30 protein-coding genes are annotated in these 25,819 nt (G+C 74.0%); 21 read left to right on the plus strand and 9 right to left on the minus strand.

What is annotated here, in order from left to right; all coding sequences use genetic code 11:
- The first annotated feature begins 82 nt into the window (after window positions 1–82).
- The 13 genes from OIE12_RS27080 to OIE12_RS27140 all read left to right on the plus strand — a co-directional run bounded on the left by OIE12_RS27080 (window position 83) and on the right by OIE12_RS27140 (window position 10,043).
- Window positions 83–1,483 (plus strand): NAD(P)/FAD-dependent oxidoreductase, encoded by a 1,401-nt coding sequence (locus OIE12_RS27080; RefSeq protein ID WP_329139670.1) that lies wholly within the window; start codon window positions 83–85, stop codon window positions 1,481–1,483.
- Window positions 1,480–3,327 (plus strand): transketolase, encoded by a 1,848-nt coding sequence (locus OIE12_RS27085; protein ID WP_329139672.1) that lies wholly within the window; start codon window positions 1,480–1,482, stop codon window positions 3,325–3,327. Before OIE12_RS27080 ends, OIE12_RS27085 begins: the two co-directional genes overlap by 4 nt.
- Before the next feature lies 1 nt (window position 3,328).
- Window positions 3,329–4,255 (plus strand): non-homologous end-joining DNA ligase, encoded by a 927-nt coding sequence (gene ligD / locus OIE12_RS27090; protein WP_329139674.1) that lies wholly within the window; start codon window positions 3,329–3,331, stop codon window positions 4,253–4,255.
- Between the two features lie 165 nt (window positions 4,256–4,420).
- Window positions 4,421–4,786 carry a gas vesicle protein GvpO gene (locus tag OIE12_RS27095; RefSeq protein ID WP_329139676.1) on the plus strand — a complete coding sequence of 122 codons (366 nt, stop codon included), beginning with the start codon at window positions 4,421–4,423 and terminating at the stop codon, window positions 4,784–4,786.
- A 56-nt stretch (window positions 4,787–4,842) separates the two neighbouring features.
- Window positions 4,843–5,283 carry a gas vesicle structural protein GvpA gene (locus OIE12_RS27100; protein WP_030378328.1) on the plus strand — a complete coding sequence of 147 codons (441 nt, stop codon included), beginning with the start codon at window positions 4,843–4,845 and terminating at the stop codon, window positions 5,281–5,283.
- Window positions 5,280–6,050 (plus strand): GvpL/GvpF family gas vesicle protein, encoded by a 771-nt coding sequence (locus OIE12_RS27105; RefSeq protein WP_329139679.1) that lies wholly within the window; start codon window positions 5,280–5,282, stop codon window positions 6,048–6,050. Before OIE12_RS27100 ends, OIE12_RS27105 begins: the two co-directional genes overlap by 4 nt.
- A 3-nt stretch (window positions 6,051–6,053) precedes the next feature.
- On the plus strand, window positions 6,054–6,314 hold the full coding sequence (locus tag OIE12_RS27110; RefSeq protein ID WP_329139681.1) for a gas vesicle protein GvpG: 261 nt from the start codon (window positions 6,054–6,056) through the stop codon (window positions 6,312–6,314).
- Window positions 6,314–7,018 carry a DNA primase gene (locus tag OIE12_RS27115; RefSeq protein WP_329139683.1) on the plus strand — a complete coding sequence of 235 codons (705 nt, stop codon included), beginning with the start codon at window positions 6,314–6,316 and terminating at the stop codon, window positions 7,016–7,018. The genes OIE12_RS27110 and OIE12_RS27115 overlap by 1 nt, the downstream gene beginning before the upstream one ends.
- 2 nt (window positions 7,019–7,020) lie before the next feature.
- Complete coding sequence (locus tag OIE12_RS27120) at window positions 7,021–8,256, plus strand: SRPBCC family protein (protein WP_329139686.1); 1,236 nt, start codon at window positions 7,021–7,023, stop codon at window positions 8,254–8,256.
- Window positions 8,253–8,630 (plus strand): gas vesicle protein, encoded by a 378-nt coding sequence (locus tag OIE12_RS27125; RefSeq protein ID WP_329139687.1) that lies wholly within the window; start codon window positions 8,253–8,255, stop codon window positions 8,628–8,630. Before OIE12_RS27120 ends, OIE12_RS27125 begins: the two co-directional genes overlap by 4 nt.
- The gene (locus tag OIE12_RS27130) at window positions 8,627–9,439 is read left to right on the plus strand and encodes a GvpL/GvpF family gas vesicle protein (RefSeq protein WP_329139690.1); all 813 of its coding nucleotides are present in this window, start codon (window positions 8,627–8,629) and stop codon (window positions 9,437–9,439) included. Before OIE12_RS27125 ends, OIE12_RS27130 begins: the two co-directional genes overlap by 4 nt.
- Window positions 9,436–9,624, plus strand: coding sequence for a gas vesicle protein (locus tag OIE12_RS27135; RefSeq protein WP_030378335.1), 189 nt, complete (start codon window positions 9,436–9,438; stop codon window positions 9,622–9,624). Before OIE12_RS27130 ends, OIE12_RS27135 begins: the two co-directional genes overlap by 4 nt.
- Before the next feature lie 155 nt (window positions 9,625–9,779).
- On the plus strand, window positions 9,780–10,043 hold the full coding sequence (locus OIE12_RS27140) for a gas vesicle protein K (protein ID WP_329142253.1): 264 nt from the start codon (window positions 9,780–9,782) through the stop codon (window positions 10,041–10,043).
- 94 nt (window positions 10,044–10,137) lie between these two features.
- Here the strand turns inward: OIE12_RS27140 and OIE12_RS27145 are convergent, their stop codons facing one another.
- The 4 genes from OIE12_RS27145 to OIE12_RS27160 all read right to left on the minus strand — a co-directional run bounded on the left by OIE12_RS27145 (window position 10,138) and on the right by OIE12_RS27160 (window position 14,183).
- Window positions 10,138–10,308, minus strand: coding sequence for a hypothetical protein (locus OIE12_RS27145; RefSeq protein ID WP_006142940.1), 171 nt, complete (start codon window positions 10,306–10,308; stop codon window positions 10,138–10,140).
- A 44-nt stretch (window positions 10,309–10,352) separates the two neighbouring features.
- The gene (locus tag OIE12_RS27150; protein WP_329139692.1) at window positions 10,353–11,174 is read right to left on the minus strand and encodes a class I SAM-dependent methyltransferase; all 822 of its coding nucleotides are present in this window, start codon (window positions 11,172–11,174) and stop codon (window positions 10,353–10,355) included.
- A 144-nt stretch (window positions 11,175–11,318) separates the two neighbouring features.
- Window positions 11,319–12,806, minus strand: a complete 1,488-nt coding sequence (locus tag OIE12_RS27155) for a bifunctional phosphatase PAP2/diacylglycerol kinase family protein (RefSeq protein ID WP_329139693.1) — start codon at window positions 12,804–12,806, stop codon at window positions 11,319–11,321.
- Between the two features lie 258 nt (window positions 12,807–13,064).
- Complete coding sequence (locus tag OIE12_RS27160) at window positions 13,065–14,183, minus strand: baeRF2 domain-containing protein (protein ID WP_329139695.1); 1,119 nt, start codon at window positions 14,181–14,183, stop codon at window positions 13,065–13,067.
- Window positions 14,184–14,240: 57 nt separating this feature from the next.
- Here OIE12_RS27160 and OIE12_RS27165 point away from each other — a divergent pair, with 57 nt between their 5' ends.
- Window positions 14,241–14,516, plus strand: coding sequence for a DUF6158 family protein (locus tag OIE12_RS27165; protein ID WP_329139697.1), 276 nt, complete (start codon window positions 14,241–14,243; stop codon window positions 14,514–14,516).
- 95 nt (window positions 14,517–14,611) lie between these two features.
- Here the strand turns inward: OIE12_RS27165 and OIE12_RS27170 are convergent, their stop codons facing one another.
- Genes OIE12_RS27170 through OIE12_RS27180 form a run of 3 tightly spaced genes read right to left on the minus strand, consistent with a single transcriptional unit; the run spans window position 14,612 to window position 16,046 of the window.
- Entirely contained in the window at window positions 14,612–15,157 is a 546-nt protein-coding gene (locus OIE12_RS27170; RefSeq protein WP_329139699.1) for a type 1 glutamine amidotransferase domain-containing protein, read from the minus strand.
- Window positions 15,158–15,162: 5 nt separating this feature from the next.
- The gene (locus OIE12_RS27175; protein WP_329139701.1) at window positions 15,163–15,654 is read right to left on the minus strand and encodes a CBS domain-containing protein; all 492 of its coding nucleotides are present in this window, start codon (window positions 15,652–15,654) and stop codon (window positions 15,163–15,165) included.
- Window positions 15,651–16,046 (minus strand): DUF2795 domain-containing protein, encoded by a 396-nt coding sequence (locus OIE12_RS27180; protein ID WP_329139703.1) that lies wholly within the window; start codon window positions 16,044–16,046, stop codon window positions 15,651–15,653. The genes OIE12_RS27175 and OIE12_RS27180 overlap by 4 nt, the downstream gene beginning before the upstream one ends.
- Before the next feature lie 219 nt (window positions 16,047–16,265).
- Between OIE12_RS27180 and OIE12_RS27185 the strand changes: the two genes are divergently transcribed.
- The 5 genes from OIE12_RS27185 (at window position 16,266) to OIE12_RS27205 (ending at window position 21,125) form a co-directional block, all read left to right on the plus strand.
- On the plus strand, window positions 16,266–16,475 hold the full coding sequence (locus OIE12_RS27185; protein ID WP_329139705.1) for a hypothetical protein: 210 nt from the start codon (window positions 16,266–16,268) through the stop codon (window positions 16,473–16,475).
- A gap of 384 nt (window positions 16,476–16,859) precedes the next feature.
- Entirely contained in the window at window positions 16,860–17,651 is a 792-nt protein-coding gene (locus OIE12_RS27190; protein ID WP_329139707.1) for an RNA polymerase sigma factor SigF, read from the plus strand.
- A gap of 126 nt (window positions 17,652–17,777) precedes the next feature.
- On the plus strand, window positions 17,778–18,557 hold the full coding sequence (locus OIE12_RS27195) for a hypothetical protein (protein WP_329139709.1): 780 nt from the start codon (window positions 17,778–17,780) through the stop codon (window positions 18,555–18,557).
- Between the two features lie 156 nt (window positions 18,558–18,713).
- Window positions 18,714–19,991 carry an aminotransferase class I/II-fold pyridoxal phosphate-dependent enzyme gene (locus tag OIE12_RS27200; protein ID WP_329139710.1) on the plus strand — a complete coding sequence of 426 codons (1,278 nt, stop codon included), beginning with the start codon at window positions 18,714–18,716 and terminating at the stop codon, window positions 19,989–19,991.
- Window positions 19,992–20,039: 48 nt separating this feature from the next.
- Window positions 20,040–21,125: an MBL fold metallo-hydrolase gene (locus OIE12_RS27205; RefSeq protein WP_329139712.1), complete on the plus strand. Its 1,086-nt coding sequence runs from the start codon at window positions 20,040–20,042 to the stop codon at window positions 21,123–21,125.
- Window positions 21,126–21,246: 121 nt separating this feature from the next.
- Here the strand turns inward: OIE12_RS27205 and OIE12_RS27210 are convergent, their stop codons facing one another.
- Entirely contained in the window at window positions 21,247–21,846 is a 600-nt protein-coding gene (locus tag OIE12_RS27210; protein ID WP_329142255.1) for a DedA family protein, read from the minus strand.
- 23 nt (window positions 21,847–21,869) lie between these two features.
- Window positions 21,870–22,652, minus strand: coding sequence for an MBL fold metallo-hydrolase (locus OIE12_RS27215; RefSeq protein WP_329139714.1), 783 nt, complete (start codon window positions 22,650–22,652; stop codon window positions 21,870–21,872).
- 86 nt (window positions 22,653–22,738) lie between these two features.
- Here OIE12_RS27215 and OIE12_RS27220 point away from each other — a divergent pair, with 86 nt between their 5' ends.
- On the plus strand, window positions 22,739–23,215 hold the full coding sequence (locus OIE12_RS27220) for a hypothetical protein (RefSeq protein WP_443053921.1): 477 nt from the start codon (window positions 22,739–22,741) through the stop codon (window positions 23,213–23,215).
- Between the two features lie 260 nt (window positions 23,216–23,475).
- Window positions 23,476–25,776 (plus strand): phage holin family protein, encoded by a 2,301-nt coding sequence (locus OIE12_RS27225; RefSeq protein WP_329142258.1) that lies wholly within the window; start codon window positions 23,476–23,478, stop codon window positions 25,774–25,776.
- The last annotated feature ends 43 nt before the right edge of the window (window positions 25,777–25,819 follow it).

Below are 25,819 nucleotides of genomic sequence, written 5' to 3' on the forward strand. Positions count from 1 at the left end.
CAGGGGGACGCGGAAAGTTCGAGCACCGGACACCAGAGACCACGGGGCACCAGCCCATGCCGACCACCGCCGGAGGCGAATCGTGAGCCGACCCCGCATTCTGATCATCGGAGCCGGATTCGCCGGCTACCAGACCGCCCGCACGCTGTCCAAGCTGGCCCGGGGCAAGGCCGACATCACCCTGCTCAACCCGACGGACTACTTCCTCTACCTGCCCCTGCTGCCCCAGGTGTCCGCCGGCATCCTGGAGGCCCGCCGGGTCACCGTCTCCCTCTCCGGCACCCTGCCGAAGGTGAAACTGGTGCTCGGCGAGGCCGACGGCATCGACCTCGACGCCCGCACGGTGCACTACACCAACCCCGAGGGCGACGAGGGCACGCTCGGCTACGACCGGCTGGTGCTCGCCGCCGGCAGCGTCAACAAGCTGCTGCCCATCCCCGGCATCGCCGAGCACGCGCACGGCTTCCGGGGCCTGCCCGAGGCCCTCTACCTGCGCGACCACATCACCCGCCAGGTGGAACTCGCCGCCGCCTCCGACGACCCCGAGGCCTGCACCGCGCGCTGCACCTTCGTGGTGGTCGGCGCCGGCTACACCGGTACCGAGGTCGCCGCGCAGGGACAGATGTTCACCGATCAACTGGTGAAGGACCACCCGCTGCGCTCCGGGATGCGCCCGCGCTGGCTGCTCCTCGACGTGGCCAAGAAGGTCCTGCCCGAGCTGGACGAACGGCTCTCGCGCACCGCCGACAAGGTGCTGCGCGAACGCGGTGTCGACGTGCGGATGGGCACCTCCGTGAAGGAGGCCACCTCCGAGGGCGTGCTGCTGACCGACGGCGAGTTCGTCGACACCCGCACTCTGGTGTGGTGCGTCGGCGTCCGCCCCGACCCGCTCGCCGAGTCCACCGGGCTCACCCTGGAGCGCGGCCGGCTGCTGGTCGAGCCCACGCTTCAAGTGCCGGGCCGGCCCGAGGTGTTCGCCTGCGGCGACGCGGCGGCCGTGCCCAACCTGGAGGATCCGGGCACGTACTACCCGATGACCGCCCAGCACGCCTGGCGGCAGGGCAAGACCTGCGCCCACAACATCGCCGCCTCCTTCGGCCAGGGCGATCCGCGCCCCTACCGCCACCGCGACCTCGGCTTCGTCGTCGACCTCGGCGGGGTCAAGGCCGCCGCCAACCCGCTCGGCATCCCGCTGTCCGGTCTGCCGGCCGGCGCGGTCACCCGCGGCTACCACCTCGCCGCGATGCCCGGCAACCGGATCCGGGTCGCCGCCGACTGGCTCCTGGACGCCGTACTGCCGCGCCAGGGCGTGCAGTTGGGCCTCGTACGGTCCTGGTCGGTGCCCCTGGACACCGACTCGCCGGAGCTGGCGCGGATGCCCGGGGCCCCGGAGAAGTCGAAGAGCGGGAAGAACGGCAACGGCGGGAACGGCAGCGGGACACACGACAAGAACGCGAAGAACGGGAGCGGGAAGACCTCATGAACAACGAGCAACTGACCGAGCTCGCGCAGCAGTTGCGCGTCGACAGTGTGCGTGCCGCGGCCGCCGCCGGCTCCGGGCACCCCACGTCCTCGATGTCGGCCGCCGATCTGATGGCCGTCCTGCTCGCCCACCACCTGCGCTACGACTTCGAGCGCCCCCAGCACCCCGCCAACGACCGCTTCGTGCTCTCCAAGGGCCACGCCTCTCCGCTGCTCTACGCCGCGTACAAGGCCGTCGGCGTCGTCGACGACGAGGAGCTGCTGACCTTCCGCAAGCAGGGCAGCCGCCTCGAAGGGCACCCCACGCCCCGGCAGTTGCCCTGGGTGGAGACCGCGACCGGCTCGCTCGGCCAGGGGCTCCCGGTCGGCGTCGGCATCGCGCTCGCCGGCAAGCGGCTCGACCACGCCGACTACCGGGTGTGGGTGCTGTGCGGCGACAGCGAACTCGCCGAGGGCTCCGTCTGGGAGGCCGCCGAGCACGCCGGGTACGAGAACCTGGCCAACCTCACCGCGATCGTCGACGTCAACCGGCTCGGCCAGCGCGGCGCCACCCGGCACGGGCACGACCTGGACGCCTACGCCCGCCGCTTCAAGGCCTTCGGCTGGCACACCGTGGAGGTCGAGGGCCACGACGTGGAGGCCGTCGACCGCGCCTTCGGCGAGGCCCGCTCCACCACCGGGCAGCCCACGGTGATCCTCGCCCGCACCCTCAAGGGCAAGGGCGTCGAGGCCACCGAGGACCGCGAGGGCCTGCACGGCAAACCGGTGAAGGACGCCGACGAGGCGATCGAGGAGCTGGGCGGCGTCCGCGACCTGCGGGTCACGGTGCAGGCGCCGCCCGAGGCCCGTGCGCTGCACTCCGTGCCCACCGGCACGCCCGAGCTGCCCCGCTACGACAAGGGCGACGAGGTCGCCACCCGCAACGCCTTCGGCGAGGCGCTCGCCGCGCTCGGCACCGCCCGCGGCGACGTCGTCGCCCTGGACGGCGAGGTCGGCGACTCCACGCGCGCGGAGTTCTTCGCCAAGGAGCACCCCGAGCGGTACATCGAGTGCTACATCGCCGAGCAGCAGCTGATCGCCGCCGCGGTCGGTGTCGCCACCCGCGGCTGGGTGCCGTACGCGTCGACCTTCGCGGCCTTCCTCTCCCGCGCCTACGACTTCGTCCGCATGGCCTCCATCAGCGGCGCCGGGATCTGTGTCAACGGCTCGCACGCGGGCGTCGCCATCGGTCAGGACGGGCCGTCGCAGATGGGCCTGGAGGATTTGGCGATGTTCCGGTCCGTGTACGGCTCGACGGTGCTGTACCCGTGCGACGCCAACCAGACCGCCAAGCTCACCGCCGCCATGGCCGGCCTCGACGGCATCCGCTATCTGCGCACCTCGCGCGGCGAGGCCCCCGTGCTCTACGGGCCCGACGAGGAGTTCCCGGTCGGCGGCAGCAAGGTGCTGCGCTCCTCCGACGAGGACCGGCTGACCCTGGTCGCCGCCGGGGTCACCGTGCACGAGGCGCTGGCCGCCGCCGACACGCTGGCCGAGGCAGGCATCAAGGTCCGGGTCGTCGACTTGTACTCGGTCAAGCCCGTCGACCGGCGCACCCTGCGCGAGGCCGCCGAGCAGACCGGCTGCCTCATCACCGTCGAGGACCACCACGAGGAGGGCGGTATCGGGGACGCGGTCCTCGACGCCTTCGGCGACGGCCGCCCCGTACCCCGCCTGGTCCGGCTCGCGGTGCGCAACATGCCGGGGTCCGCGACGCCGGAGGAACAGCTGCACGCGGCGGGCATCGACGCGGAGTCGATCGCGGCGGCGGCCCGGCTGCTGGTGGAACAGGCCGTGGTGCGCTGACATGAGCGGCGGGCGGAGCGTACGGGCGGGGCGGCGCACCCTGGAGATCCACCGGCCGGACAAGGTGCTGTTCCCGCCGCCGGACGACGGGGACGGCCCGGAGTACACCAAGGCCGATCTGGTCGCGTACTACCGGGCCGTCGCCCCGTACCTGCTGCCGCAGCTGCGCGACCGGCCGCTCATGCTGGAGCGGTACCCGGACGGCGTCGGCGGGCCGCGCTTCATGCAGAAGAACGTCTCCGCGCACGCTCCGGACTGGGTCGCGCGGGTCGAGGTGGCCAAGGAGGGCGGCACCGTCTGCCATCCGCTGTGCCAGGACACCGCCACCCTGGTGTACCTCGCCGACCAGGCGAGCCTCACCCTGCACCGCTGGCTCTCCCGGACCGGTCACCTCGACCGCCCCGACCGGCTGGTCTTCGACCTGGACCCGTCGGGCGAGGACGACTTCCCGCTGGTCCGGGAGACCGCCCACCACCTCGGGGAGCTGCTCGACGCGCTCGGACTGCCCTCCGCGCCGATGACCACCGGCTCCCGGGGCCTGCACGTCGTCGTCCCGCTCAACGGGCGGCACGGCTTCGACGAGGTGCGCGCCTTCGCCGGGGACGTCGCCGACACGCTCGCCGCCGCCCACCCCGACCGGCTCACCACCGCCGCCCGCAAGAAGGACCGCGGCGACCGGCTCTACCTCGACATCCAGCGCAACGCCTACGCGCAGACCGCCGTCGCCCCCTGGAGCGTCCGGGCCCGGCCCGGCGCCCCCGTCGCCGCACCGCTGTCCTGGGACCAGCTCGACGACCCGGGTCTGCACGCCCGCCGCTGGACTCTCGCCGACGCCGCCGACCAGGCCCGCACCGACCCCTGGCGCGGCCTGCTGCGCAGGGGCCGCGCCCTGGGCCCGGCCCGCCGCCGGCTCGACGCCCTTCGCTGACCGCACTCTCCGCAGGACTCCGCGGACCCCCCACGCACGACAACAGCGCGGAGTCACCGGCTCGCCCCGAGTGGTCATCGGCGCCCGGGGCGGCGAACCCCTGTCTCAAAACCGCCCCCACAGGTTTGCGGGAGAGACGCGGGGCACCCGCTTTACGAGGTGGCCATGTCGAACACATCCCATGCATCGAATTCACGAGATTCATCCGAAGAGAGCAACACGTCCAAAGCATCCGAAGAGGGCAAAGAGCCCCAGAGAAGAAAATCCCTGACACCCATGGAAGTCGTGCGCAAGGGAAGCGCCCAGTTCGTGGAACTCACCGGCCTGGAGGCCGAATCCGTGTCGTCGTTCACACGCACGGACGACGGCTGGAGCCTCGAGATCGAGGTGCTGGAGCTGTCCCGGGTCCCCGACACGATGAGCCTGCTCGCCAGTTACGAGGTGGAGCTCACGGCCGACGGCGACCTGGCCGGTTACCGGCGGGTCCGCCGTTACGAGCGGGGCCGGGCCGACCGGCGGTCGGGCGGCTGAGCGACCGCGCGCTTCCCCCGCGAACACGAAACGTCACAGAAGGAGGCATCACCGGTATGACCGTAGTTCCGGCCCAGCAGTCCGGAGGCGGAGGCGGCTCCAGCGGCCTCTACGACGTCCTTGAGCTCGTCCTCGACCGGGGATTGGTGATCGACGCGTTTGTCCGTGTGTCCCTCGTCGGTATCGAGATCCTGAAGATCGACGTCCGGGTCGTCGTGGCCAGCGTCGACACCTATCTGCGCTTCGCCGAGGCCTGCAACCGGCTCGACCTGGAGTCGGGCCCCAACAAGAGCACCGGCCTGCCCGAACTGGTCGGCGAGATGACCGAGTCCGGCGCGCGCGGCAAGTCCAAGGGCGCCCTCTCCGGCGCCGCGCAGACCATATCCGACGCCTTCAGCCAGGCCCGTGACGAGAGCCGGGGCGACGAGGGCAAGAGCGAGTCGCGGCCGCGGGCCCGCAGGTCCGCCCCCGCGCGCAAGAAGGAGGAGTCGGAGTGAGCACGTACGTCTACGGCATCGCCGCGGGCTCGCACCCCTCGCTCCCGGAGGAACTGGCCGGCGTCGGCGATCCGCCGCGCCCGCTCAGGACCGTGACGGGCGGCGGACTGACGGCCATCGTCAGCGACGCCCCCGAGGGGCTGCGCCCCAAGCGCAGGGACCTGCTCGCCCACCAGACCGTCCTCGGCGAGGCGGGCGCGGGCGGTTCGGTGCTGCCGATGCGCTTCGGCAGCCTCGCCCCGGACGACGACGCCGTCGCCCAGGTGCTCGACGAGCGCGCCGACCACTACCGGGAGCGGCTGACCGCCCTGGACGGCCGCGTCGAGTACAACGTCAAGGCCAGCCACGACGAGGAGGCGGTACTGCACCGGGTGATGTCCGAGAACCCGGACCTGCGCGCCCTCGCGGAGTCCAACCGGCGCTCCGGCGGCGGCAGTTACGAGGACAAGCTGCGGCTCGGCGAGATGGTCGCACAGGCCGTGCAGCGCCTGGAGGCGACGGACGCCGGTGAGGTCCGGCGGCAGCTGGAGCCGGCCGCCGAGGCGGTCAGCCCGGGCCCCGAGTCCACCGGCTGGCTCGCCAACGTCTCCTTCCTGGTGCCCCGCGACGCCTCCGCGCGCTTCGTGGAGGCCGTCGAGGAGGTCCGCAAGAACAACCCGCACCTCGAACTGCGGGTCAACGGACCGCTGCCGCCCTACAGCTTCGTCGAGCCCGGCCCCGCCGAGCCCGCCGCGACGCCGACCGGCACGGTGGCGGCCGAGGAGTGAGCCATGGGACTGCTCAGCGAGGTCCTGCTGCTGCCGTTCGCGCCCGCGCGCGGCAGCCTCTGGGCGATCAGACAGGTGGTCGCCGAGGCCGAGCGCCAATACTACGACCCGGCGAACATCCGGGCCGAGCTCGCACAGCTCGAGCAGCGGCTGGAGGCGGGCGAGATCACTGAGGACGAGTTCGACACGCAGGAGGACGCGCTCCTGGACCGCATGGAGATCGGCATGGGCCGTACATCGTCGACAGGCAACGGGACGGCATGATGAACCGAGTGGCTCTGGGCCTCGCCGTAGGGGCCGGGTACGTCCTTGGACGTACGAAGAAGATGAAGATGGCGTTCGCCGTCGGCACGCTCGTGGCGGGCAAGAAGATGCAGCTCAGCCCGCGCGCGGTGGCCGATCTGGTGAACCAGCAGCTGAAGAACAACCCGCAGTTCAAGGAGATCGGCGACCAGTTGCGGACCGATCTGCGCGGGGTCGGCAAGGCCGCCTCCGGCGCGCTCGTCGAACGGCAGATCTCCGGCATCGCCGACCGGCTGCACAACCGCACCGGTCAGCTTCGCGACCAGGTCTCCGGCGTCGCCTCCAAGGCCACGGATCTGCCCGGTACGGGCGGCGGGGGCCGGGAGGACGACGAGGAGGCCGACGAGCGGGACCGGGACGACGGCGGGTCCGCCGAGGACCGCGACGAGCGCGCGGACCGGGACTCCGACGAGCGGTCCGGCGACGAGCGGTCCGGCGACGACGGGGACGAGGCTCCGCGCCGCCGGCCCGCGAAGAAGGCCCCCGCGCGGAAGGCGGCCAAGAAGGCGCCCGCCAAGCGGGCGGCCGAGGGCGCCGGGGGCGCCGCGGGCGCCGCGAAGAAGACCGCGCGCACCGCGAAGAAGGCGCCCGCCAAGAAGACCACCGCGGCCAAGGGTGCCGCACGCCGCTCCACCGGCGGCCAGTCCGGTGAAGGGAGGCGGTGACCATGGCCGACACCGTGGGATCCGCGGCCGGGAAGGCGACGGGAGGCCTCTCCGGGGTCGCCCGCAGCGAGGCGGTCGACCGCCTCAAGAGCGAACTGCAGAGCTATCTCGGCGCCCAGGCCGAGCGCGCGCTGGCCGGACTCGGCCGCAAGCTCGGCGAGACCACCGGGAAGCTCAACGACATCGCCGAGGGCAACAGCCCCGGCTTCGCCAAGCTCGCCCTGGACGGCGGCCGCAAGCTCGCCGAGGGCAAGGGGCCGCTGCGCTCCGCCCTGGAGGTGGGCGCCGGCCGGGCCAAGGACAGCGTCACCGACGCCTTCAAGAACCTCACCGGAGGCAAGGGCAAGCGCAAGGGCGGCGGAGCGGGCCAGAAGCCCACCGTCATCCTGGAGTCCGTCGACGTGGGCGTGCCGCTGCGCACCGCCTACGACCAGTGGACGCAGTACCAGGACTTCAGCACCTTCGCCAAGGGCGTCAAGAGCGCGAACCGCGCCGACGACACCAGCTCCGACTGGCAGCTGAAGGTGTTCTGGTCCAACCGCAGCTGGAAGGCGAAGACCACCGAGCAGATCCCCGACGACCGGATCTCCTGGAGCTCGGAGGGCGCCAAGGGCACCACCAAGGGCGTCGTCTCCTTCCACTCGCTGGGGGAGAACCTCACCCGGGTGCTGCTGGTCATCGAGTACTACCCCAAGGGGCTGTTCGAGAAGACCGGCAACATCTGGCGCGCCCAGGGCCGCCGGGCCCGGCTCGACCTGAAGAACTACGTCCGCTTCCTCACCCTCAAGGGCGAGGCGTCGGACGGCTGGCGCGGCGAGATCCGCGACGGCGAGGTCGTGCGCAGCCATGAGGACGCGGTCGCCGAGGAGGAAGAGGAGGCCGGCCGGCGGGCCGAGGGCGAGGAGGAGCCCGAGGACGGTTACGAGGGCGCCGACGAGTCCGAGCCCGAGCCCGGGTCCGATTCCGCGTCGGAGGAGCCGGAGGACTCCGCCGACGAGCCCGAGGAGGGCTACGAGGACGAGGAGGAGGGCGCCTACGAGGAGGAGCCCGAGGCCGAGTACGAGGACGAGGACGCCGGGTACGACGAGGAGGGCACGGAGGACGCCGAGGACCGGGAGCCCGAGGAGGACTACGAGGAGGAGACCGACGAGGTCGAACCCGAGGACGAGTCCGAGGCCGAGCCCGAGGACGAACCCGAGCCCGAGGACGAGCGCCTCGCCTCCGGGAGCCGGCGATGACGTCCCCCGCGAGATTCCCCGACCCCTACGGGGGTCCGTCGAGCGGCGCCAACCTGGCCGACATCCTCGAACGGGTGCTCGACAAAGGTGTGGTGATCGCGGGCGACATCAAGATCAACCTGCTCGACATCGAACTGCTCACCATCAAGCTGCGCCTCGTCGTCGCCTCCGTCGACAAGGCCAAGGAGATGGGCATCGACTGGTGGGAGAGCGACCCGGCGCTGTCCTCCCGTGCCCGCCACGACGAGCTGCGGCGGGAGAACGCCGAGCTGCGCGCCCGACTGGAGCGGCTGGAGGGTGGTACTCACGGCGGGGAGCACGAGCTCGCCGAGGGTGCCGCCCCCCGCACCCCCCGCAGGGAGGAGTCCCCATGACCGCGCTGCGGTACGTCTACGCCGTCTGCCGCCCCCTCACCGCCCCCCTCCAGGCCGAGCTGAGGGGGGTGGCGGGCGCTCCGGCCCGCCAGCTGGAGCACCACGGTCTGATCGCCGTCGTCAGCCAGGTCCCGGAGTCCGACTTCGCCGAGGAGGCGCTGCGGACCCGTCTGGAGGACCTGGACTGGCTCACCGCCACGGCCCGCGCCCACCAGAACGTCATCGACGCGCTCACCGGCGTCACCACCCCGCTGCCGCTGCGCATGGCCACCGTGTTCCGCGACGACAGCGCCGTCCGCGTGATGATGGAGAAGCGCGAGGACGCGTTCCGGCACGCCCTCGACCGGCTGGACGGCCGCGTCGAATGGGGCGTCAAGATCTTCATGGAGAATCCGGACGAGGACGCGGGCGGCGGCGGGGGCGCGGCGGCGGAGGCCGGCACCGGAACTCCCGCCCCGAAGGCCAGGTCCGGACGGGATTACCTCCGGCAGCGCCGTATGCGCACCACGGCCCGCGAGGAACAGTGGCAGCAGGTCGAGGAATTCGCCCGCCGACTGCACGAACGGCTTTCCGCGCAGGCCGAGGATTCCCGGCTGCACGCCCCGCAGAACCCCCAGCTTTCCGGGGCCTCGGGCCGTAATGTGCTGAATGCCGCCTATCTCGTGCCGCGGGCGCGGTCCGAGGAATTCGTGACCCTGGTCGACCGTACGAAGGACGACACCCCCGGAATTCGCGTCGAACTGACCGGGCCGTGGGCGGCGTACTCGTTCACCGGGCTCGCCGACGAGAGCACGGGGGAGCGGACGTGACGGTCGTCGAACGCCGGGAGATCGCGCTGGTCGACCTGCTCGACCGGCTGCTCGCGGGCGGCGTGGTGATCACCGGGGACATCACCCTGCGCATCGCCGACGTCGACCTCGTGCGCATCGATCTCAACGCCCTGATCAGCTCCGTCAACGAGAACGTCCCCTCGCCCTGGCCGGAGGCCGAATGACCATGACCGACAGCGAGAGCAGTGGCGAGATCAACGGCGGGATCAACGGCGAGATCAAGGGCGGGATCAACGGCGAGAGCGGCGGCTGGATCGACGGCGCGTCCGACGGTGGGACCGACCCGGCGCCCGCGCGCGACGGGCGGCCGCGCCGGCGGATGGAGCTGGAGCCCGACACCGTCGAGCGCGACCTCATCAAGCTGGTGCTGACCGTCGTCGAACTGCTGCGCCAGCTCATGGAGCGGCAGGCGGTGCGCCGGTTCGACACCGGGGACCTCACCGAGGACCAGGAGGAGCGCATCGGGCTGACGCTGATGCTGCTCGAGGACCGGATGGCCGAGCTGCGTGACCGCTACGGCCTGCGGCCCGAGGATCTCAACCTGGACCTCGGGCCGCTCGGCCCGCTGCTGCCGCGCGACTGAGCCGGGGCGCGCGACGCGCGCCCCGGCCCCTCTCGCACGAGAGCACGACCGGGCCCCCGCGGGAATTCCCGCGGGGGCCCGGTCGTACTTTCCGTTACCACCTATACCATCGGCCACGGGAGCCGGAGGAACTCGTACCGCGCACCAGGAATCCCAGCAGCCAGACCACCAGAACCACGAGCGCGATCCACCAGAGGATTTTCACCGCGAAGCCGGCACCGAAGAGAATGAGGGCCAGCAGAAGAACCAGCAGAATGGGAACCATGATTGTTGTACCTCCTGCGGTTCTTATTGCCCCTAACTCCTCGTTCAGACTTCCTTGCGGGCCAGAATTTCCGCGTGCAGGACGGCGAACCAGCCGTCGGTGCTGCGCCCCCACTCCCGCCACGCCCCCGACACCGCCCGCAGCTCCTCCTCGGTGGCGTGACCGCCCGAGGTGGCGCGGTCGGCGTACGCGGAGGCGACGGTTCGGTCCGCCCACAGCCCGCTCCACCAGGCCCGCTCCTCCTCGGTGGCGAAGGTCCAGGTGCTCGACGTGGCCGTCACGTCGGTGAGCCCGGCCGCCAGCGCCCAGGAGTACAGCCGCCGCCCCGCGTCCGGCTCGCCCCCGTTGGCGCGCGCCACCCGGCGGTACAGATCCAGCCAGTCGTCCAGACCGGGCACCAGCGGGTACCAGGTCATCGCCGCGTAGTCGGAGTCCCGTACGGCGATGAAGCCGCCGGGCCTGGTGACCCGCGTCATCTCGCGCAGCGCTCGGACCGGGTCGCCGACGTGCTGGAGCACCTGGTGCGCGTGGACCACGCAGAACGTGTCGTCCGGGTAGTCCAGGGCGTGGACGTCCGCGACCGCGAAGTCGGTGTTGTCCAGGCCGCGTTCGGCCGCCGTGGCCCTGGCCCTCGCCACGATCTCCGGGGCGCGGTCGACGCCGGTGACATGGCCGTCCGGGACCAGTTCCGCCAGGTCCGCGGTGATGGTGCCGGGGCCGCAGCCGATGTCCAGGATCCGCATGTGGGGCTTGAGCGAGCCCAGGAGGTAGCCCGCCGAGTTGGCGGCCGTCCGCCAGGTGTGCGAGCGCAGCACGGACTCGTGGTGGCCGTGCGTGTAGACGGCGGTCTCCCGCGGTTTCGACATGGCGTCTCTCCCCTTCACGACGTACGGACGTACGGGTACACGACATGCCGCCCCGCAGCGCCGAGGCCGCGGGACGGTACGTGACACCGTATGCCGTTCACCGCATGGTGAGACGAGTTGTCTTGAATAATGGAATCAACAGGTCTAGGAGAGCGGGCGGTAGACCGTCAGGGCCTCCGGCTGCTTGAACAGCGTGACCGTGCCCGCCACCTCGGTGACCTCGCCGTCGTACGCGAGCAGCGTGCCGGGCGCGACCCCGTCCAGGCGCAGCCGCCGCACCCGTACGGCGGCGTGCGCGGGGGAGCGGGTGAGCGGGCCGGCCGCCGCCGCGGACAGCAGCCGCAGCGCGGGGCGCCGGCCGCCGTGCACCACCCGCACGTCGAGCTTGCCGTCCGCCAGGTCGTAGCGGCGGCCGGGCGCGAGGCCCAGCCGGTGGTAGGTGCCGTTGCCCGCGAACAGCAGCCACAACGGGTGCGCGCGGCCCCGGATCTCGGCCTGCAACGGATGCCGGTCGGCGCGCAGCACCTTCAGCGCCGCGAGCACCCCCGCCGGCCAGGCGCCGATCCGGTGCGACCAGCGCTCCCGCTCGCGCACCAGCTCCGGGTAGACGCCCAGGCTGAGGGTGTTGATGAAGACGCCGTCCCGCTCCGGGGTGGACCAGCGGCCCACGTCGACGCGGACGGCGTCGCCGCGCTCCAGGGCGCGGGCCAGATCGCGGACGTCCTCGATGCACAGGTCCTGGGCGAAGTGGTTGAGGGTGCCGCCCGGCACGACCGCCAGCGGCAGCGCGTGGCGGACGGCGACCTGGGCGGCGGCGTTCACCGTGCCGTCGCCGCCGCACACGCCGAGCACCCGGGCACGGGCCGCCGCCTTCTCCAGCTCCTCGGGGACGTCGGAGGGTTCGCACTCCACCGTCTCGGCACGCGGCAGCAGCTCCATGAGGTTCCGGACGCGCTCCGAGGTGCCCGAGGCGCGGTTGGCGACGATCACCAGGCCCTCGCCGGCGGGCAGCGCGGGCGCGTCCGCGCGGGGCCGGCCGGGGGCGGGGAGCTGGTCGCGGGTGGGCACCAGGCCGCGTACGGCGAAGGCGGCGCCGACGCCGAGGGCGGCGCCGGCGAGGACGTCGCTGGGGTAGTGCACGCCGGTGTACACGCGCGAGACCGCGACCGCGGTAGCCAGCGGCGCCACCGCCGCGCCCAGGCCGCGCGACTCCAGCGCCACGCCGGCGGCGAAGGCGGCGGCGGAGGCGGCGTGCCCGGAGGGGAAGGAGGTGGTGAACGGCTGCTGCTTGAGCCGGCGGGAGAGCGGGACGGAGTCCAGGACGGGGCGGGTGCGGCGGACCGAGCGCTTGCCGAGGGTGTTGATGGTGGCGGAGGCCAGGGCGAGGGAGGCGAGGCCGCGGGCTGCCGCGCGGCGGCCGCGGGGGGTGCGGGCGGCGGTGAGGGCGGCGGCCGCGGCGCACCACAGTACGCCGTGGTTGGCGGCGTGGCTGAGGCGGGGGAGGACGGGGTCGGCGCCGGGCCAGTGGCGGGCGGCGACGGCTTCGAACAGGCGGCGGTCCGCGCCGAGCAGGCGGTCCCGGAGGAGGTGACGGCCCGGGGGCCGGACGGTCAGGTCGACATCAGGGCTCATGCGGAAACGCCTACCCGCCGGGGGAGGTTGTGTGTATGGCGGGGTGCGGGGAGGGTTTTTCGCCCCCGCCGCCCCTACCCGTCCCATCCCTGGGGGCTGCGCCCCCAGACCCCGCTAAAAGATCGCGCAGTTCCCCGCGCCCCTGGATAGGGGCGCGGGGAACTGCGCAACGGGGCGAAGCCCCGTACGGGGTCCAAGGGGCGGAGCCCCTTGAAGGGACGGGAAGGGTAGGGGCGGCGGGGGCGAGGAAAAACGGGGCTACTTCCAGCGGAGGAGCGCGCCGAGGCCGCCGACGGGCGCGTCCGAGCGGACCGTCGCATCCGCCGGCGCGACCGACAGCGCCGGCGCACCCGTCGCGACAGCCGCCCGCACCAACGCATCGTCCGCCCGCGCGGCCCACGAATGCTGCTCACCCAACGTCTTCAGCTCAGTCCGCCGCACCGCCACCTGATCCGCGTCCTCCCCGATCCACACCTCCTGGTGTGCGTCCGCCCCGTCCGGCCGGACCAGCAACTCGTCGATGCGATGCTCCCGCGCCGCCTCGATCACCGCCGGCACCCCCTCGACGGCCAGCGCCCGCCCCTCCGCGTCCGGCGCCCGCGCCGCCAGGAACCGCTCCAGGTCCTCCTCCGCCCGGTGCCGCACATGCTCCGCGCGGATCCGCTCGACGTCCTCGTCGAGCAGCCGGCTGCCCGGCCCGTGCGACGCCTCCACGGTCCGCTCCCGCACCCCCTGCGGCAGCCGCTCGTGCACACTGCGCCGCTCCCGGTCGTCACCGACGAGGACCACCAGGTCCGCCCCGGTCTCCTCCCGGCACGCCGCCAGCGCCTCGGCGACCTCCCCCGCGTTGTGCTCCCAGGTGTTCTCCACCGCGAGCTGGAAGTGCCGCTCGGACCAGTCCACCGAACGCGTCCGGTGGATCGGCCACTGCCGCCCGGTCACCGACCCGGCGTCCTCGCGGCCCAGCGCCCCGCGCAGCTCGAAGTCCGCGCCACGGCGGTCGATGTACGCCACCAGACACACCGGATCCTCACCGGCCAGCTCGAGCAGCGGCGTCGTCCGCGGCAGCGGGGCCCAGCGGGCGGAGGAACCGCCGGCCGGCCGCTCGGCCAGCGGCGGATCGAGCACCACCTCGCCACCGCGCGCGAACAGCGCCCTGCCGTGCGGTTCCGAGGAGTGCCGCAGCTCCTCGACGGCCGACCGCACCGCCTGACAGGTCGCCTCGTCCGCGCCCTGTCCGGCCAGCTCCTGGGAGAGGGCCTGGGCGGTCAGATGGCGTTCGTGCGGCGTCGACTCCGTGTGCCGCGAGGTGTCCACGTACACGGAGGCCCAGGGGCCGGGCTGTTCGTACAGGGGGTGCAGAAAGGCGAGATCCATGGCTCCCTCCCGGGTGCCGCTCGGGGGTATTGCGTCGGGAGCGGGTACCCGCACGGCATGAACGAACACGACGCGCGGGACACCGCGACCACCGGAGTCGCCCCGGACCGATTCAGTGAGGACCAGCTCATGAAGGAGCTGGAGACCATCCACCGCACACGCCACGACACCCTGCTGCACGGCTCGGACGACGCGCTGCGCGCCCACAACGAGCGCATGGCGCAGCTGGAGGGCGAGTATCTGCGCCGCCATCCGCGCCGGCTGGTCTCCGCCGGCCGTACCCGGGAGGGCGCCCGGGAACGCGGCTGCGCGGACGGCGCGGCACCGCACTGACGGAGCGGAGGCGGTGGCCGGCACCGGGTTCCTCCGGTGCCGGCCACCGCCCCGGGTGCCGCGCGTACGGCGGCCGTACGGCCGCTGTTACGACTTCACTTCTGCGCCGCCTTGTCGAACTCCTTCAGGAACGTCTCGCAGAACGCCTTGAGGTCGTCCGGCTTGCGGCTCGTGATCAGTACGTTCGGGCCGCCGTCGCAGACCTTCACCTGCTCGTCGACCCACGTGGCCCCCGCGTTGCGCAGGTCCGTCCGCAGGCTCGGCCACGAGGTCAGGGTGCGGCCGGAGACGACGTCGGCCTCGATCAGCGTCCAGGGGGCGTGGCAGATCGCCGCGACCGGGCGGCCCTGGTCGAAGAAGGCGCGGACGAACGCCACGGCCTTCTCGTCCATCCGCAGCGCGTCCGGGTTGGCGACGCCGCCCGGCAGCACCAGCGCGTCGAAGGACTCCGCCGGCACCTCGCCGGTCACCTCCGCCACGGGGAAGGTGTCCGCCTTGTCGAGGTGGTTGAACGCCTGGACCTCCCCGGACTTCGTCGACACGAGCACGGGTTCGTGCCCGGCGTCGGTCACCGCCTGCCAGGGCTCGGTCAGCTCGACCTGCTCGACTCCCTCGGGGGCGGTCAGGAATGCGATGCGCATCGTGGTCACTGCTCCTCTTCTTCGTACCTGGTTCTCTGCATGGCCGTGAGGTCCGGCTCCGGGGCGGGGCCCGGCCAGGTGTCGGGTACGGCGCGGCTGATGTCGGCGAGCGCGGAGCCCGGGTCCCGGGCGAGCGCCACGTCCCCGAGGCTCACCATCCCGACCGCGCGCCCGTCCTGGACGACCGGCAGCCGCCGTACCGCGTGCCGCCGCATCAGCCGTACGGCGTCGGTGACGTCGTCGTTCGGGCCGACGACCACCGGGCGGGGCGTGCACACCGCCTGGGCGAGCACCGTCAGCGGGTCCGCGCCGTCGGCGACGGCCCGCAGGGCGATGTCGCGGTCGGTCAGGACACCGATCAGCTGTCCCCCCTCGGCCACCAGCACCTCGCCCACGTCCTGGGCCCGCATGAGCCGCGCGGCCTCGACGAGCGGGGCGTCCGGCAGCACCGCGACGATGCCGGGGGTCATCACCTCCCGGACCAGTACCGCCGTCATGGCTGTCCGCCGCCGCCCTCGGCCGCCTCGACGACCGCCTCGGCGAGCTCCTGCGCGTTGGCGTAGCGCGCCTTGTGCGGCAACCCCTCCAGGGGCGCGATCAACGCGTCCGGGGCGTTGTCGCGGCGCAGCGCCCGGATCAGCTCGGCGGGTCCCGCGGGGAACGCCGTACGGCCCAGCCGACGGGCCAGCTCGTAGCGCACGCTCTCCAGCGAACCGGCCGTACCGGGGGCCACCGGGCCGCCGGCGACCTCGGGGTCGTCGTCGGCGGTGGGCTCCGGGTCGTGCCACTCCTCGCTCCGCGTCGGGTGGCCGGACCGCAGCATGCCCTGCAGTTCGTGCTTCATCTCGTCGTCCCGGTGGACGCTCAGCCTGTCGCTGCCTCGCTGCATGTCTGCACTCCAACTCTCGGGGGTTGTGCCCGCGTACCCGGTGAGGCGGGACCGACACGGCCGTCCGGGGACCGTTCCGCCGGGAGGCGCCCACGCCCCGGATTCCGGCGCCGCCGCGCCGCCGACCTGCCCGGACGTGTTTGGCGGTGCGCGTTGTGGTGACCCGGCACGGCAGTCCCCGCGCGGTATTCCACTGGGGTCCTTCGAGGAGGACGAACCATGGTGGTGCTCGCTGTGATCATCCCGCTCGTGATGCTGGGCGTACTCATGGCCCTGGACCGGTACGAAGACCTCGTGTTCCCGGCGGCTCCGGCCGCCGACCCGGCCGACGGCGCGGCCGTCGCGTCCGCCGCCGCCGTTCCGTCCGGCCCGACCGCGACCGCCGAGGGCACCGGCGGCCCCCTCGGCACCGGTACGCGGGTGCTGTGACCGGAGCCCGGCAGGGCGGCGTGTGACGGAGGGGACCCAGGAGACCCCAAGGCTCTCTACCGTCCCGGCAAAGGCCGGGCAAGGCCGGGCAACAGTCGGGGAAAGTCTTCGCGGGTCCCGGCGGGCGGGCCGGCCGCCCCATCGGCCGGGCCACCAGGCACGCGTCCCCGAAACGGGGTAAAACCCGCGGAACCACAGGCGCCGCTTGTGTTTTCCGGGGCGTTTGCCCCCCAGGCGCTCGGGCAGGCGCAGTCCCAGTGCTTCGGACAGGAGGCACGTCCGTGGGAGCGGCGAGAGTCGTCACGGGTGTGTCCGGACCCGCTCGGCCGGCGCGCTCCCCGGTGAATGTCCACCGCACAGCACTCCCAGGGAGCTGCGAGCACCATGCGTACCCAGGCAAGCGCGAAACACCACCCCCACGACGACGCCCCCGACACCTCCGCCGACTTCCGCCGACTCGCCGCACTTCCCCAGGGCCCCGAACGCGACGCGCTCCGCTCCCGGATCATCGAGGCCTGGCTGCCCATGGCCGAACGACTCGCCGGACGGTTCCGCAGCCGCGGCGAGAGCTACGAGGACCTGCGCCAGGTCGCCTCGCTCGGCCTCGTCAAGGCCGTCGACCGGTACGACCCCGAGCTCGGCAACGCGTTCGAGAGCTACGCGGTGCCCACCGTCACCGGCGAGATCAAGCGGCACTTCCGCGACCACATGTGGACGCTGCACGTGCCGCGGCGCGTGCAGGACCTCCGCAACCGGGTGCGGTTCGCCTGCCAGGACCTGTCCCAGACGGTCTCCGGCCGCCGGCCCACCGTCGCCGAGATCGCCGCGCACGCCCACATGAGCGAGGAGGACGTCAAGACGGGGCTCGAGGCGCTGGAGAGCTTCACCGCGCTGTCCCTCGACGCGGAGCTGCCGGGCAGCGACGACGGGTACTCGCTGAGCGACGCGCTCGGGTCGGCCGATCCCGCGCTCGACACGGTGGTCGACCGCGAAGCGGTCAAGCCGCGGCTGGCCGCGCTCCCCGAGCGGGAGCGGGCCATTTTGTACATGCGGTTCTTCGGGGACATGACGCAGAGCCGGATCGCGGAGCAGCTGGGGATCTCGCAGATGCACGTGTCCCGGCTGATCAGCCGGTGCTGTGCGAGGTTGCGGGAGCAGATACTCCGGGAGGCGTGAGGGGCGGGAGGCCGTTCACCCGGAAGGAGCCGTTTGTCGCGCTAATGGGGGTTGGCCCCGGGCGGCAGCCGTGGGCTGGGGCTGTCATGGGACGTGAGGCTTGACGTCCGTCCGAGGAGTTCGCCCATGCGTCGCCCTGCACCCCGTGTTCTCACCGTCGTCGCCCTGGCCGGGGCCGCCCTGGGGCTCGCCGCGCCGGGCGTGGCCGCGGCGGCCGATCCCGCCGCGCAGGTCGAACCCGGTGCCGCCACCCCCGGCGGCACCGTGACCGTCTCCGTCTCCTGCGACGCCGCCGGAGACGCTCCGCCCGCCTCCATCGAGGCCACCTCGCGCGGGTTCGAGGAGGGCAGGGTGATGCTGCACCGCGTCGACGCCACCGGCACCGCCGCCCTCACCTACACCGGCACCGCCCAGGTCCCGGCCGACGACGCCCCCGACGCCGTACCGGAGCCGGGGGAGTGGTCCGTCGACGGGGCCTGTCCCGCGGCCCCCGGCGGGGCCCAGGAGCAGTGGAGCACCTCCTTCGGGCTGGACGGAGGCGGGGCCGAGGGGGCCGACGTCGGCGACCCCGGCGTGGACGCCCAGCTCGCGCAGGAGCCGCCCGCCGCCGTGCCCGGTACCGGAAGCGGCACCGGCAGCGACAGCGGCACGGGTACCGGAAGCGGCACGGGCGCCGGTGACACCGGCACCCGCCCGCAGCCCTCCGCGTCGGCGCCGAGTCACCGTCCGGCCGCTCCGGCCACCGAGGCGCCGTCGGGCGGGGCGCAGCACGGTGTGGAGGCCGGGCGCGGGGGCGCGTTCACCGACTCCGTGCCGGCGATGGCCGCCGGTGCCCTCCTCATGGCGGGCGCGTTCGGCGCCGCCGTCCACCGGCTGCGCCGCCGGTTCGCCCACCCGCGCCCATGAGCATGTGACGGCTGCGACCCAGGGCGACACCCATGACCCGGCGTGACTCGGGGTACTCAGAGCCCGAGGGCACCGCCGGCACCGTACGCGGCACCCCAGGAGGACGGCAGGGCACGCCCGGGACCCCGGGCCCGGCACCACCGCGCGGAGGCAGCCATGGGGCGGACGGATCCCGAGGGGCACGGCCCCGTCCGGTACGGGCCGCCCCTGCCGGACCAGGGACTGCCCGTCCTGCCGAGCCTGGCCGCCGCGCTCTGCGGCAGCGCCGAACGCGCCGACGGCGAACCCCCCGCGGGCGGCACGCCCGACCTCCTCGACGCCGCCGCGGGTTACTTCGGCCGCCGCCGGCTGCCCGCGGACCCCGCCCGGCTGGCCGCCGCGCCCGGCGCCCCCGCCCTGCTCGTCGCGCTCACCGCCGCGCTCGGCGGCGACGTGCTCGTGCCCCGGCCGTGCGCCGCCTGGTGGGCACCGCTGGCCCGCGCGCTCGGCAGAGCCGTCTTCCACGTGCCGATACCCGCCGAGGGCGGCGGCGTCCCCGACCCCTACGCGCTCCTCGAAACCGTCCGCCGGGTCCGCGCCGAGGGCGGCGACCCCCGCATCCTGGTCCTGTCGACCGCCGACGACCCCACCGGCACCGTCGCCCCGCCCGAACTCGTGCACGAGACCGTGGAGGCGGCCGCCGCCGAGCGGCTGTATCTGATCAGCGACGAGACCTGGCGCGACACCCTCCACCGGCCGCACCAGGCCCTCCAGTTCAGCCCCGCCGAGATGCTCCCCGACCGGGTCACCGTCCTCACCGACCTGGCCGGCCCCTTCCTGCCGCCCGGCTGGCCCGCCGCCGTCGCCCGCTTCCCCGCCACCGCCGACGGCGCCGGACTGCACGCCCGCGTCCTGGACGTCCTCACCGCGCTCGGCGCCCGCGTCGCCGACCCGGTCGCCGCCGCGGCCGCCCACGCGCTGGCGGAGCCCGCCGACGTCACCGCCCGCCTCACCGCCGCCGTACGGCTGCACGCGCGCGTGGCCGCCGCCGCGCACGACGCGGTGGTCGGCGCGGGCGCCCTGGCCCGGCCCCCGGCCGCCGGCCGTCATCTGTACGCCGACCTCGAACCGCTGCGCCCCGCGCTCGCCGCGCACGGCGTCGGCGACGCCCAGGAGCTGGAGGAGTTCCTCACCGCCCGGCTCGGCCGTCCCGTGCCGGGCGGCCACCGGTTCGGCGACGACCTCGACGCCCTGCGCGTACGCCTGTCCACCGGCCCGCTGCTCGGCACCGGCCCCGAGGAACGGCTGCGCTGCCTCGACGCGGCGGCCGCCGGAGCGGACTCCACGGAATTGCCGCACGTGCGACGCGCGTTGACCCGGCTGCGCACGGTCTTCGACGACCTGCGCGGGGACTGCCCGCCCGGCCGCCCCCCTCCCGGGCACGGCGACGACTGACCACCACGACGAACCACGCGACGAAGCCCAGCGAGGGGAGCCCACTCGATGACGCAGCAGTCCGAGCCGACCACCAGATCCGTTGCCCCGGCGGACGCCGCCGCCTCCCTCCCCGTCCGCGGTCCGGTGTCCCCGGCCGCCGGCCCCCGCACCGCCCTCGCCCCGCCGCACCCCACCGACCCGCGCCCCCTCGGCGAACCGCGCCGCTGGCCCCGCTCCTTCGTCGACCGGCTGACCGCGCCCCTGCCCGGGCTCGGGGCCTACGCCCGGCTCGTCCGCGAGGGCGCGATACGGCCCCGCCCCGAGGCGCTGAAGGACATCCCGCTGCTGCCGTACGACCCGCGGCCGCTGCCCGCGGTGGACGCCGGAACCGTCGCCGTCACCTGGGCCGGGCACGCCAGCTGGGTGGTGCGGATCGGCGGCCTCACCGTGCTCACCGACCCGGTCTGGTCGCGCCGCATCCTCGGCACCCCCGCCAGGATCACCCCCGTCGGCGTGGCCTGGAGCAGCCTGCCGCACGTCGACGCCGTCGTCATCAGCCACAACCACTACGACCACCTCGACGCGCCCACGCTGCGCCGGCTCCCGCGCGACACCCCGGTCTTCGTGCCGGCCGGCCTCGCCCGCTGGTTCCGGCGCCGGCGCTTCACCCGGGTCACCGAGCTGGACTGGTGGGAGGCGGCCGAACTCGGCGGGGTCCGCTTCGACTTCGTCCCCGCCCACCACTGGTCCAAGCGCAGCCTCACCGACACGTGCCGCACGCTGTGGGGCGGCTGGGTCCTCACCGCGCCCGACGGCCGGCGGGTGTACTTCGCGGGCGACACGGGCTACGGCCACTGGTTCCGCGCGATCGGCCGCCGCTACCCCGGCATCGACCTGGCGCTGCTCCCCATCGGCGCGTACGACCCCCGGTGGTGGCTGCGGGACGTCCACTGCGACCCGGAGGAGGCGGTGCAGGCCGCGCTCGACGTGGGCGCGCGGCGGATGGCCCCGATGCACTGGGGCACGTTCGTACTGTCCCCCGAGCCAGTGCTGGAACCTCTGGAACGGGTCCGCGCGGCCTGGACCCGCACGGGGCGCTCCCGCGAGGACCTGTGGGACCTCCCGGTGGGGGGTTCAGCGGTACTGACGTGAGCCCCTGAAAGGGGCGCGGGGAACTGCGCGAAACGGGGCGGAGCCCCGTGCGGGGTCCAAGGGGCGGAGCCCCTTGAAGGGACGGGAAGGGTAGGGGCGGCGGGGGCGAGGAAACCCTCGCTCAGCCGGCGGCAGCCCTGCGCACCCGCCGCCACAGACTCGGCGCCACACTGATCGTCACCGTCAACAGCACCGCCGCCAGCACCCCCTCCCACGGCTCGCGAAACAGCGAGCCGCCCAGAATCCCGATCAACTGATACGTCACCGCCCACGCCACACACGCCGGCACATCCCCCCGCACGAACGTCCGCATCGGCATCCTGGCCATCAGACACGCCAACATGACCGGTATCCGCCCCGCCGGCACCAGCCGGGAAAGCGTCAGCACCGCGACCTCGTGCTCGCCCAACTTCTCCTGCGCCTGTGCCAACCGCTCCTCCGGCGCCCGCGCCCGTATCGCCTCCAGCCACCGCGACCCGTTCTTCGACCGCATCCCCCGCCGCCCCAGCCAGTACAGCGACACGTCCCCGAGGAACGCGGCGAGCGAGGCCACCAGGAAGACCAGCAGCAGCGCCAGCGGCGCGCTCTGGTGGAAGGCGACGACCGCCGCCGTGCTGACCAGCGCCCCCGTCGGCACGACCGGCACCAGCGCCCCGATCAGCACCAGCAGGAACAGCGAGGGATAACCGAACGCCTGCTGCGTGGGCGCCGCCGGCAGCATCGAGGGCACCAGCGCGAGCGCCTTCACGCGGCGCCCTCCGGCCCACCGGTCCGCACGCTCTCGCCGTGCCGCAGCAGATGCACCGCCACCTCCGGCGCGTGCACCGCCGCCCGGCGCACGAACTCCGCGCCCGGCGTGTGGAACTCGTGGGGGCGCACCGCGTCCATGCCGATCGGCCAGTACGTGCCGTAGTGCACCGGCACCGCGCTGCGCGGCTCCAGCCGGGCCAGCGCCTGCGCCGCCCGGTCCGCGTCGAGGTGCTCCTCGCCCAGGTACGGGCCCCAGCCGCCGACCGGCAGCAGCGCCACGTCGACCGGTCCGACCTCCTTCGCCATCGACTCGAACAACCCGGTGTCCCCGGCGAAGTACGTACGGGCCGCGCCCTCGACGACGAACCCGAGCGCGGGGGAGCGGTGCGGCCCGAACGGCAGCCGGCGGCCGTCGTGCCGGGCCGGCACCGTCCGCACCAGCAGCCCGCCCATCCGCGTCTCGTCGCCGGGCGCGACCTCGGTGAGCCGCAGATGCCTGAGCCGGCGCAGGGAGGGCACCTGACGTACGGCACCGCGCGGCAGCAGCACCCGGGTGCCGGGTGCGAGCCGGGCCAGGGAGGGGACGTGCAGATGGTCGGCGTGCAGATGGGAGACGAGCGCCAGGTCCGCCAGTGCGGCGGCCGGCGGGGGCGGGGCGCCCCGGCGGCGGCGCAGATGCGCGAGCCGGCGCGTGAAGAGGGGATCGGTCAGCACCCGCGTGCCGGAGTCCTCGACCGTGCAGGTGGCATGGCCCCACCAGGTGATCTCCACCGGCACTCCCTTTGCTCCCTTCGTGCGACTCCCCCCGAGCCTACGTGCAGCGGTAGGGTCGGCGGCGAAACCCTGAGGTGAGGGGGGACACCATGGGAGATCCGCGTACCGCTCCGGAAGTGCCGTGCCCCGGCTCCCCGGTTCCATGCGCGACGGGGGAGGGCGGCGTGCCGCTGAGAGTCGCGGCGATCGCCAGTCTGACGCCGCTGGAGGAACTCGACGCGGACCCCTTCCTCGTGGACTCCCGCAGCCAGCACGCGATGTGTGCGCGGTGGGCGGCGGAGCGGGGGTACGTGGTCACGCGCGAACTCCTCGTCCGCGGGCTGCGTCCCGACCACGGGGCGCTGTGGTCGGACGTCGAGTCGGGCCACGTCGACCTGTTCGTCGCGCCGAGCCGGCGGGTGCTGGAGCGGGCGCTGGCGTCGGTGGAGGAGTTCGCGGCGGAGTGTGCGCGGCGGGGGGTGCGGATGGAGACGGTCGGGCGGGCGGAGCCCGCGTACGACGCGGACGCGAAGGCGCGCGTCCACCGCCGTCTGTCCATGCCGACGGCGGGCTACGACGGCCGCTGACGGCTGCGCGGGTCGAGTGTGGCTGATCGCGCAGTTCCCCGCGCCCCTAAAAGCAGTGGGGCACCCTCTGGCTTCTAAGGGGCGCGGGGAACTGCGCGACAAGCCCCCACCCACCCGCACCCGCCCACGAACCCACCCACCCGAGCTCTCAGGCGCCCGGGGTACGGGCGGAGCCCCTCCGCGGGGGCGAAATACGTACGTATGGCACGCTGGGCAGGGCCGGGCGAACCCTGGCCCGGAAAAGAGCGAGGTAGGTGGACGTGCGGAACAAGCGCTGGCGGAGCCTGTTCCGCGGCACCCTGCGGAGCATCGCCGTATGGGCCGTCTCCACCCTCACCATGCTCGTCCTCGCCGGCCTCCTCCCCGACTTCCAGCTCCAGTCCGACACCGGCGACAGCGCCACCCGCATCGCCGTCACCGCCGCCGCCGGCGCCGGTGTCTTCGGCCTGCTCTCCGCCCTCGCCTGGCCCCTCCTCGTCCGGTTCCTCCTTCTGGTCCCCGCCCTCGTCCTCGGCCTGCTCGTCTTCTTCCTCAACGGCTCCCTCCTCCTCGTCGCCCTCCGCCTCAACCCCTCGGGCCGGGGCGAGGCCGCCCCGGAGACGGCGGTCGTGGTCGCCGCCGTGATGTCCGCCGTCGCCTCCGCGACCGGCGCCACCCTCGCCGTACGGGACGACGACGCCTACCGCAGACGCCTGTACCGGCTCGCCGACCGCCGCCGCCGGCGCGCGGCGGCGGAGTCCGGGCCGTCCTCCCCGGGCACCGTCTTCCTCCAGCTCGACGGCGTCGGCCACGACGTACTGACGGACGCCGTGCTCAAGGGGCTGATGCCCGCCGTCGCCGCCTGGCTGGGCGTGGCCATGGGCACGGCGGCCACGCCCGGCCACGAAAGGAAGACCGCTGACGATGCCGTCGTCACCCCCGCCACCGTCCCCGGCACCGCCCCCGCCCAGGGAGCCGCCGCGGCCGCTCCCACCCACCGGCTGATCCCCTGGCGCACCGACTGGTCCAGCCAGACCGGCGCCAGCCAGCTCGGCATCCTGCACGGCTCCAACCACGACGTCCCCGCCTTCCGCTGGTACGAGAAGGACACCGGCGAGACCGTCGTCGCCAACCGGCCCACCAGCGCCGCCGAACTCCAGCGCCGGGCCGTGGAGCGGACCGGCCACGGCGGACTGCTCGCCGTCGACGGCGCCAGCCGCGGCAACCTCTTCAGCGGCGGCGCCGGCGAACAGGCCCTGGTGCTGTCGATAGCCATCCGGCGCCGCGGCCGGGCGAACCGGTCCCGCGCGGGCTACTTCGCCTACTTCTCCGACCCCGCCAACGCGGTGCGCACCGCCCTGTCCTTCGTCGCCGAGGTGTGCCGCGAGATCGTCCAGTCCACCCGTGCCCGGCTGCGCAAGCAGCGGCCCCGGGTCGGCCGCGGCGGGCTCTACCCGTTCATCCGCGCCTTCGCGACCGTCGTCGAACGGGACGTCGTCGTCGCCGCGGTGATGGGCGACATGCTGGCCGGCCGCACCGCCGTCTACGCCGACCTGGTCGCCTACGACGAGGTCGCCCACCACTCCGGGCCGCACAGCGGGGACGCCGGGAAGGTGCTCGCCCGGCTCGACCGCGCGCTCGCGCTGATCGCGCACGTCGCCGAGATGGCGCCGCGCCCGTACCGGATCGTCGTCCTGTCCGACCACGGCCAGAGCCCCGGCGAGACCTTCCAGACGCGCTACGGACTCGGCCTCGGCGATCTGGTCCGGGCCGGCTGCGGGCTGCCCGTGCCGCGCCGGGCGCAGCGCACCCACAGCGGCGCCGAGGCCCGCTCCGCCGTACGGGCCGCGCTGCGCCGCCCGGTGGAGGGGGACGGCGACCGGCACCGGCACACCGCATGCGGCCACACCCGCCCGGACCGCCGCTCGGTGCCCGCGCCCCGCTCCGCCGCCGAACCCGTCGTGCTCGCCTCCGGCAACCTCGGCCTGGTCTCCTTTCCGGACGTGCCGCACCGGATGAGCAAGGAGGAGATCGACCGCCGCCACCCGGCGCTGCTGTCCACCCTCGCCAACCACCCCGGCATCGGCTTCCTGCTGGTGCGCAGTGAGGAGCACGGCGGGGTGGTGCTCGCCGCGCACGGCGCCGAGGTGCCGGTGGACGAGCTGAGCGACGCCCACCCGGGCCCGCTCGCCGACTTCGGCCCCGGCGCCGCCGACGCCGTACGGCGCACGCACTCCTTCCCGCACACCGCCGACATCATGGTCAACTCCTGGTACGACCCGGCCGACGGCGAGGTGCTCGCCTTCGAGGAGCAGATCGGCTCGCACGGCGGGCTCGGGGGCGCGCAGGGGCGGCCGTTCCTGCTGTCGCCGCTGGAGTTCAGCCCGCCCGTCGCGGACGGTGCCGAGCTGACCGGCGCGGAGGAGGTGCACCGGGTGCTCGCGCGCTGGCTGCGCGAGTGCGACGGCCCGCAGATCCCCGTCGACCCCGAGCCGGGCACGGTCGTCCCCCGGCCCACCGACCGCGCTCCCGCGGTCACCGGCGGCGAGGGCGGCGACGACGCCGACGAGCGGGCGGCCTGAACGGGCGGGTGCGCCGGGCGGGAATGTGATCGGATGGGGCCGG

Origin of the sequence: Streptomyces sp. NBC_00670 (assembly GCF_036226765.1) — a bacterium.
In the GTDB taxonomy this organism is placed as follows: Bacteria; Actinomycetota; Actinomycetes; order Streptomycetales; family Streptomycetaceae; genus Streptomyces.

Coding starts and splice junctions, on each gene's coding strand:
- OIE12_RS27140 (WP_329142253.1), top strand. CDS start 9,780: ATGGAGCTGGAGCCCGACACCGTCGAGCGCGACCTCATCAAGCTGGTG.
- OIE12_RS27175 (WP_329139701.1), bottom strand. CDS start 15,654: ATGACGGCGGTACTGGTCCGGGAGGTGATGACCCCCGGCATCGTCGCG.
- OIE12_RS27190 (WP_329139707.1), top strand. CDS start 16,860: ATGCGTACCCAGGCAAGCGCGAAACACCACCCCCACGACGACGCCCCC.
- OIE12_RS27110 (WP_329139681.1), top strand. CDS start 6,054: ATGGGACTGCTCAGCGAGGTCCTGCTGCTGCCGTTCGCGCCCGCGCGC.
- OIE12_RS27205 (WP_329139712.1), top strand. CDS start 20,040: ATGACGCAGCAGTCCGAGCCGACCACCAGATCCGTTGCCCCGGCGGAC.
- OIE12_RS27095 (WP_329139676.1), top strand. CDS start 4,421: ATGTCGAACACATCCCATGCATCGAATTCACGAGATTCATCCGAAGAG.
- OIE12_RS27145 (WP_006142940.1), bottom strand. CDS start 10,308: ATGGTTCCCATTCTGCTGGTTCTTCTGCTGGCCCTCATTCTCTTCGGT.
- ligD (WP_329139674.1), top strand. CDS start 3,329: ATGAGCGGCGGGCGGAGCGTACGGGCGGGGCGGCGCACCCTGGAGATC.
- OIE12_RS27125 (WP_329139687.1), top strand. CDS start 8,253: ATGACGTCCCCCGCGAGATTCCCCGACCCCTACGGGGGTCCGTCGAGC.
- OIE12_RS27150 (WP_329139692.1), bottom strand. CDS start 11,174: ATGTCGAAACCGCGGGAGACCGCCGTCTACACGCACGGCCACCACGAG.
- OIE12_RS27200 (WP_329139710.1), top strand. CDS start 18,714: ATGGGGCGGACGGATCCCGAGGGGCACGGCCCCGTCCGGTACGGGCCG.
- OIE12_RS27195 (WP_329139709.1), top strand. CDS start 17,778: ATGCGTCGCCCTGCACCCCGTGTTCTCACCGTCGTCGCCCTGGCCGGG.
- OIE12_RS27220 (WP_443053921.1), top strand. CDS start 22,739: ATGGGAGATCCGCGTACCGCTCCGGAAGTGCCGTGCCCCGGCTCCCCG.
- OIE12_RS27160 (WP_329139695.1), bottom strand. CDS start 14,183: ATGGATCTCGCCTTTCTGCACCCCCTGTACGAACAGCCCGGCCCCTGG.
- OIE12_RS27115 (WP_329139683.1), top strand. CDS start 6,314: ATGAACCGAGTGGCTCTGGGCCTCGCCGTAGGGGCCGGGTACGTCCTT.
- OIE12_RS27100 (WP_030378328.1), top strand. CDS start 4,843: ATGACCGTAGTTCCGGCCCAGCAGTCCGGAGGCGGAGGCGGCTCCAGC.
- OIE12_RS27165 (WP_329139697.1), top strand. CDS start 14,241: ATGAACGAACACGACGCGCGGGACACCGCGACCACCGGAGTCGCCCCG.
- OIE12_RS27085 (WP_329139672.1), top strand. CDS start 1,480: ATGAACAACGAGCAACTGACCGAGCTCGCGCAGCAGTTGCGCGTCGAC.
- OIE12_RS27180 (WP_329139703.1), bottom strand. CDS start 16,046: ATGCAGCGAGGCAGCGACAGGCTGAGCGTCCACCGGGACGACGAGATG.
- OIE12_RS27170 (WP_329139699.1), bottom strand. CDS start 15,157: ATGCGCATCGCATTCCTGACCGCCCCCGAGGGAGTCGAGCAGGTCGAG.
- OIE12_RS27120 (WP_329139686.1), top strand. CDS start 7,021: ATGGCCGACACCGTGGGATCCGCGGCCGGGAAGGCGACGGGAGGCCTC.
- OIE12_RS27130 (WP_329139690.1), top strand. CDS start 8,627: ATGACCGCGCTGCGGTACGTCTACGCCGTCTGCCGCCCCCTCACCGCC.
- OIE12_RS27155 (WP_329139693.1), bottom strand. CDS start 12,806: ATGAGCCCTGATGTCGACCTGACCGTCCGGCCCCCGGGCCGTCACCTC.
- OIE12_RS27210 (WP_329142255.1), bottom strand. CDS start 21,846: ATGCTGCCGGCGGCGCCCACGCAGCAGGCGTTCGGTTATCCCTCGCTG.
- OIE12_RS27185 (WP_329139705.1), top strand. CDS start 16,266: ATGGTGGTGCTCGCTGTGATCATCCCGCTCGTGATGCTGGGCGTACTC.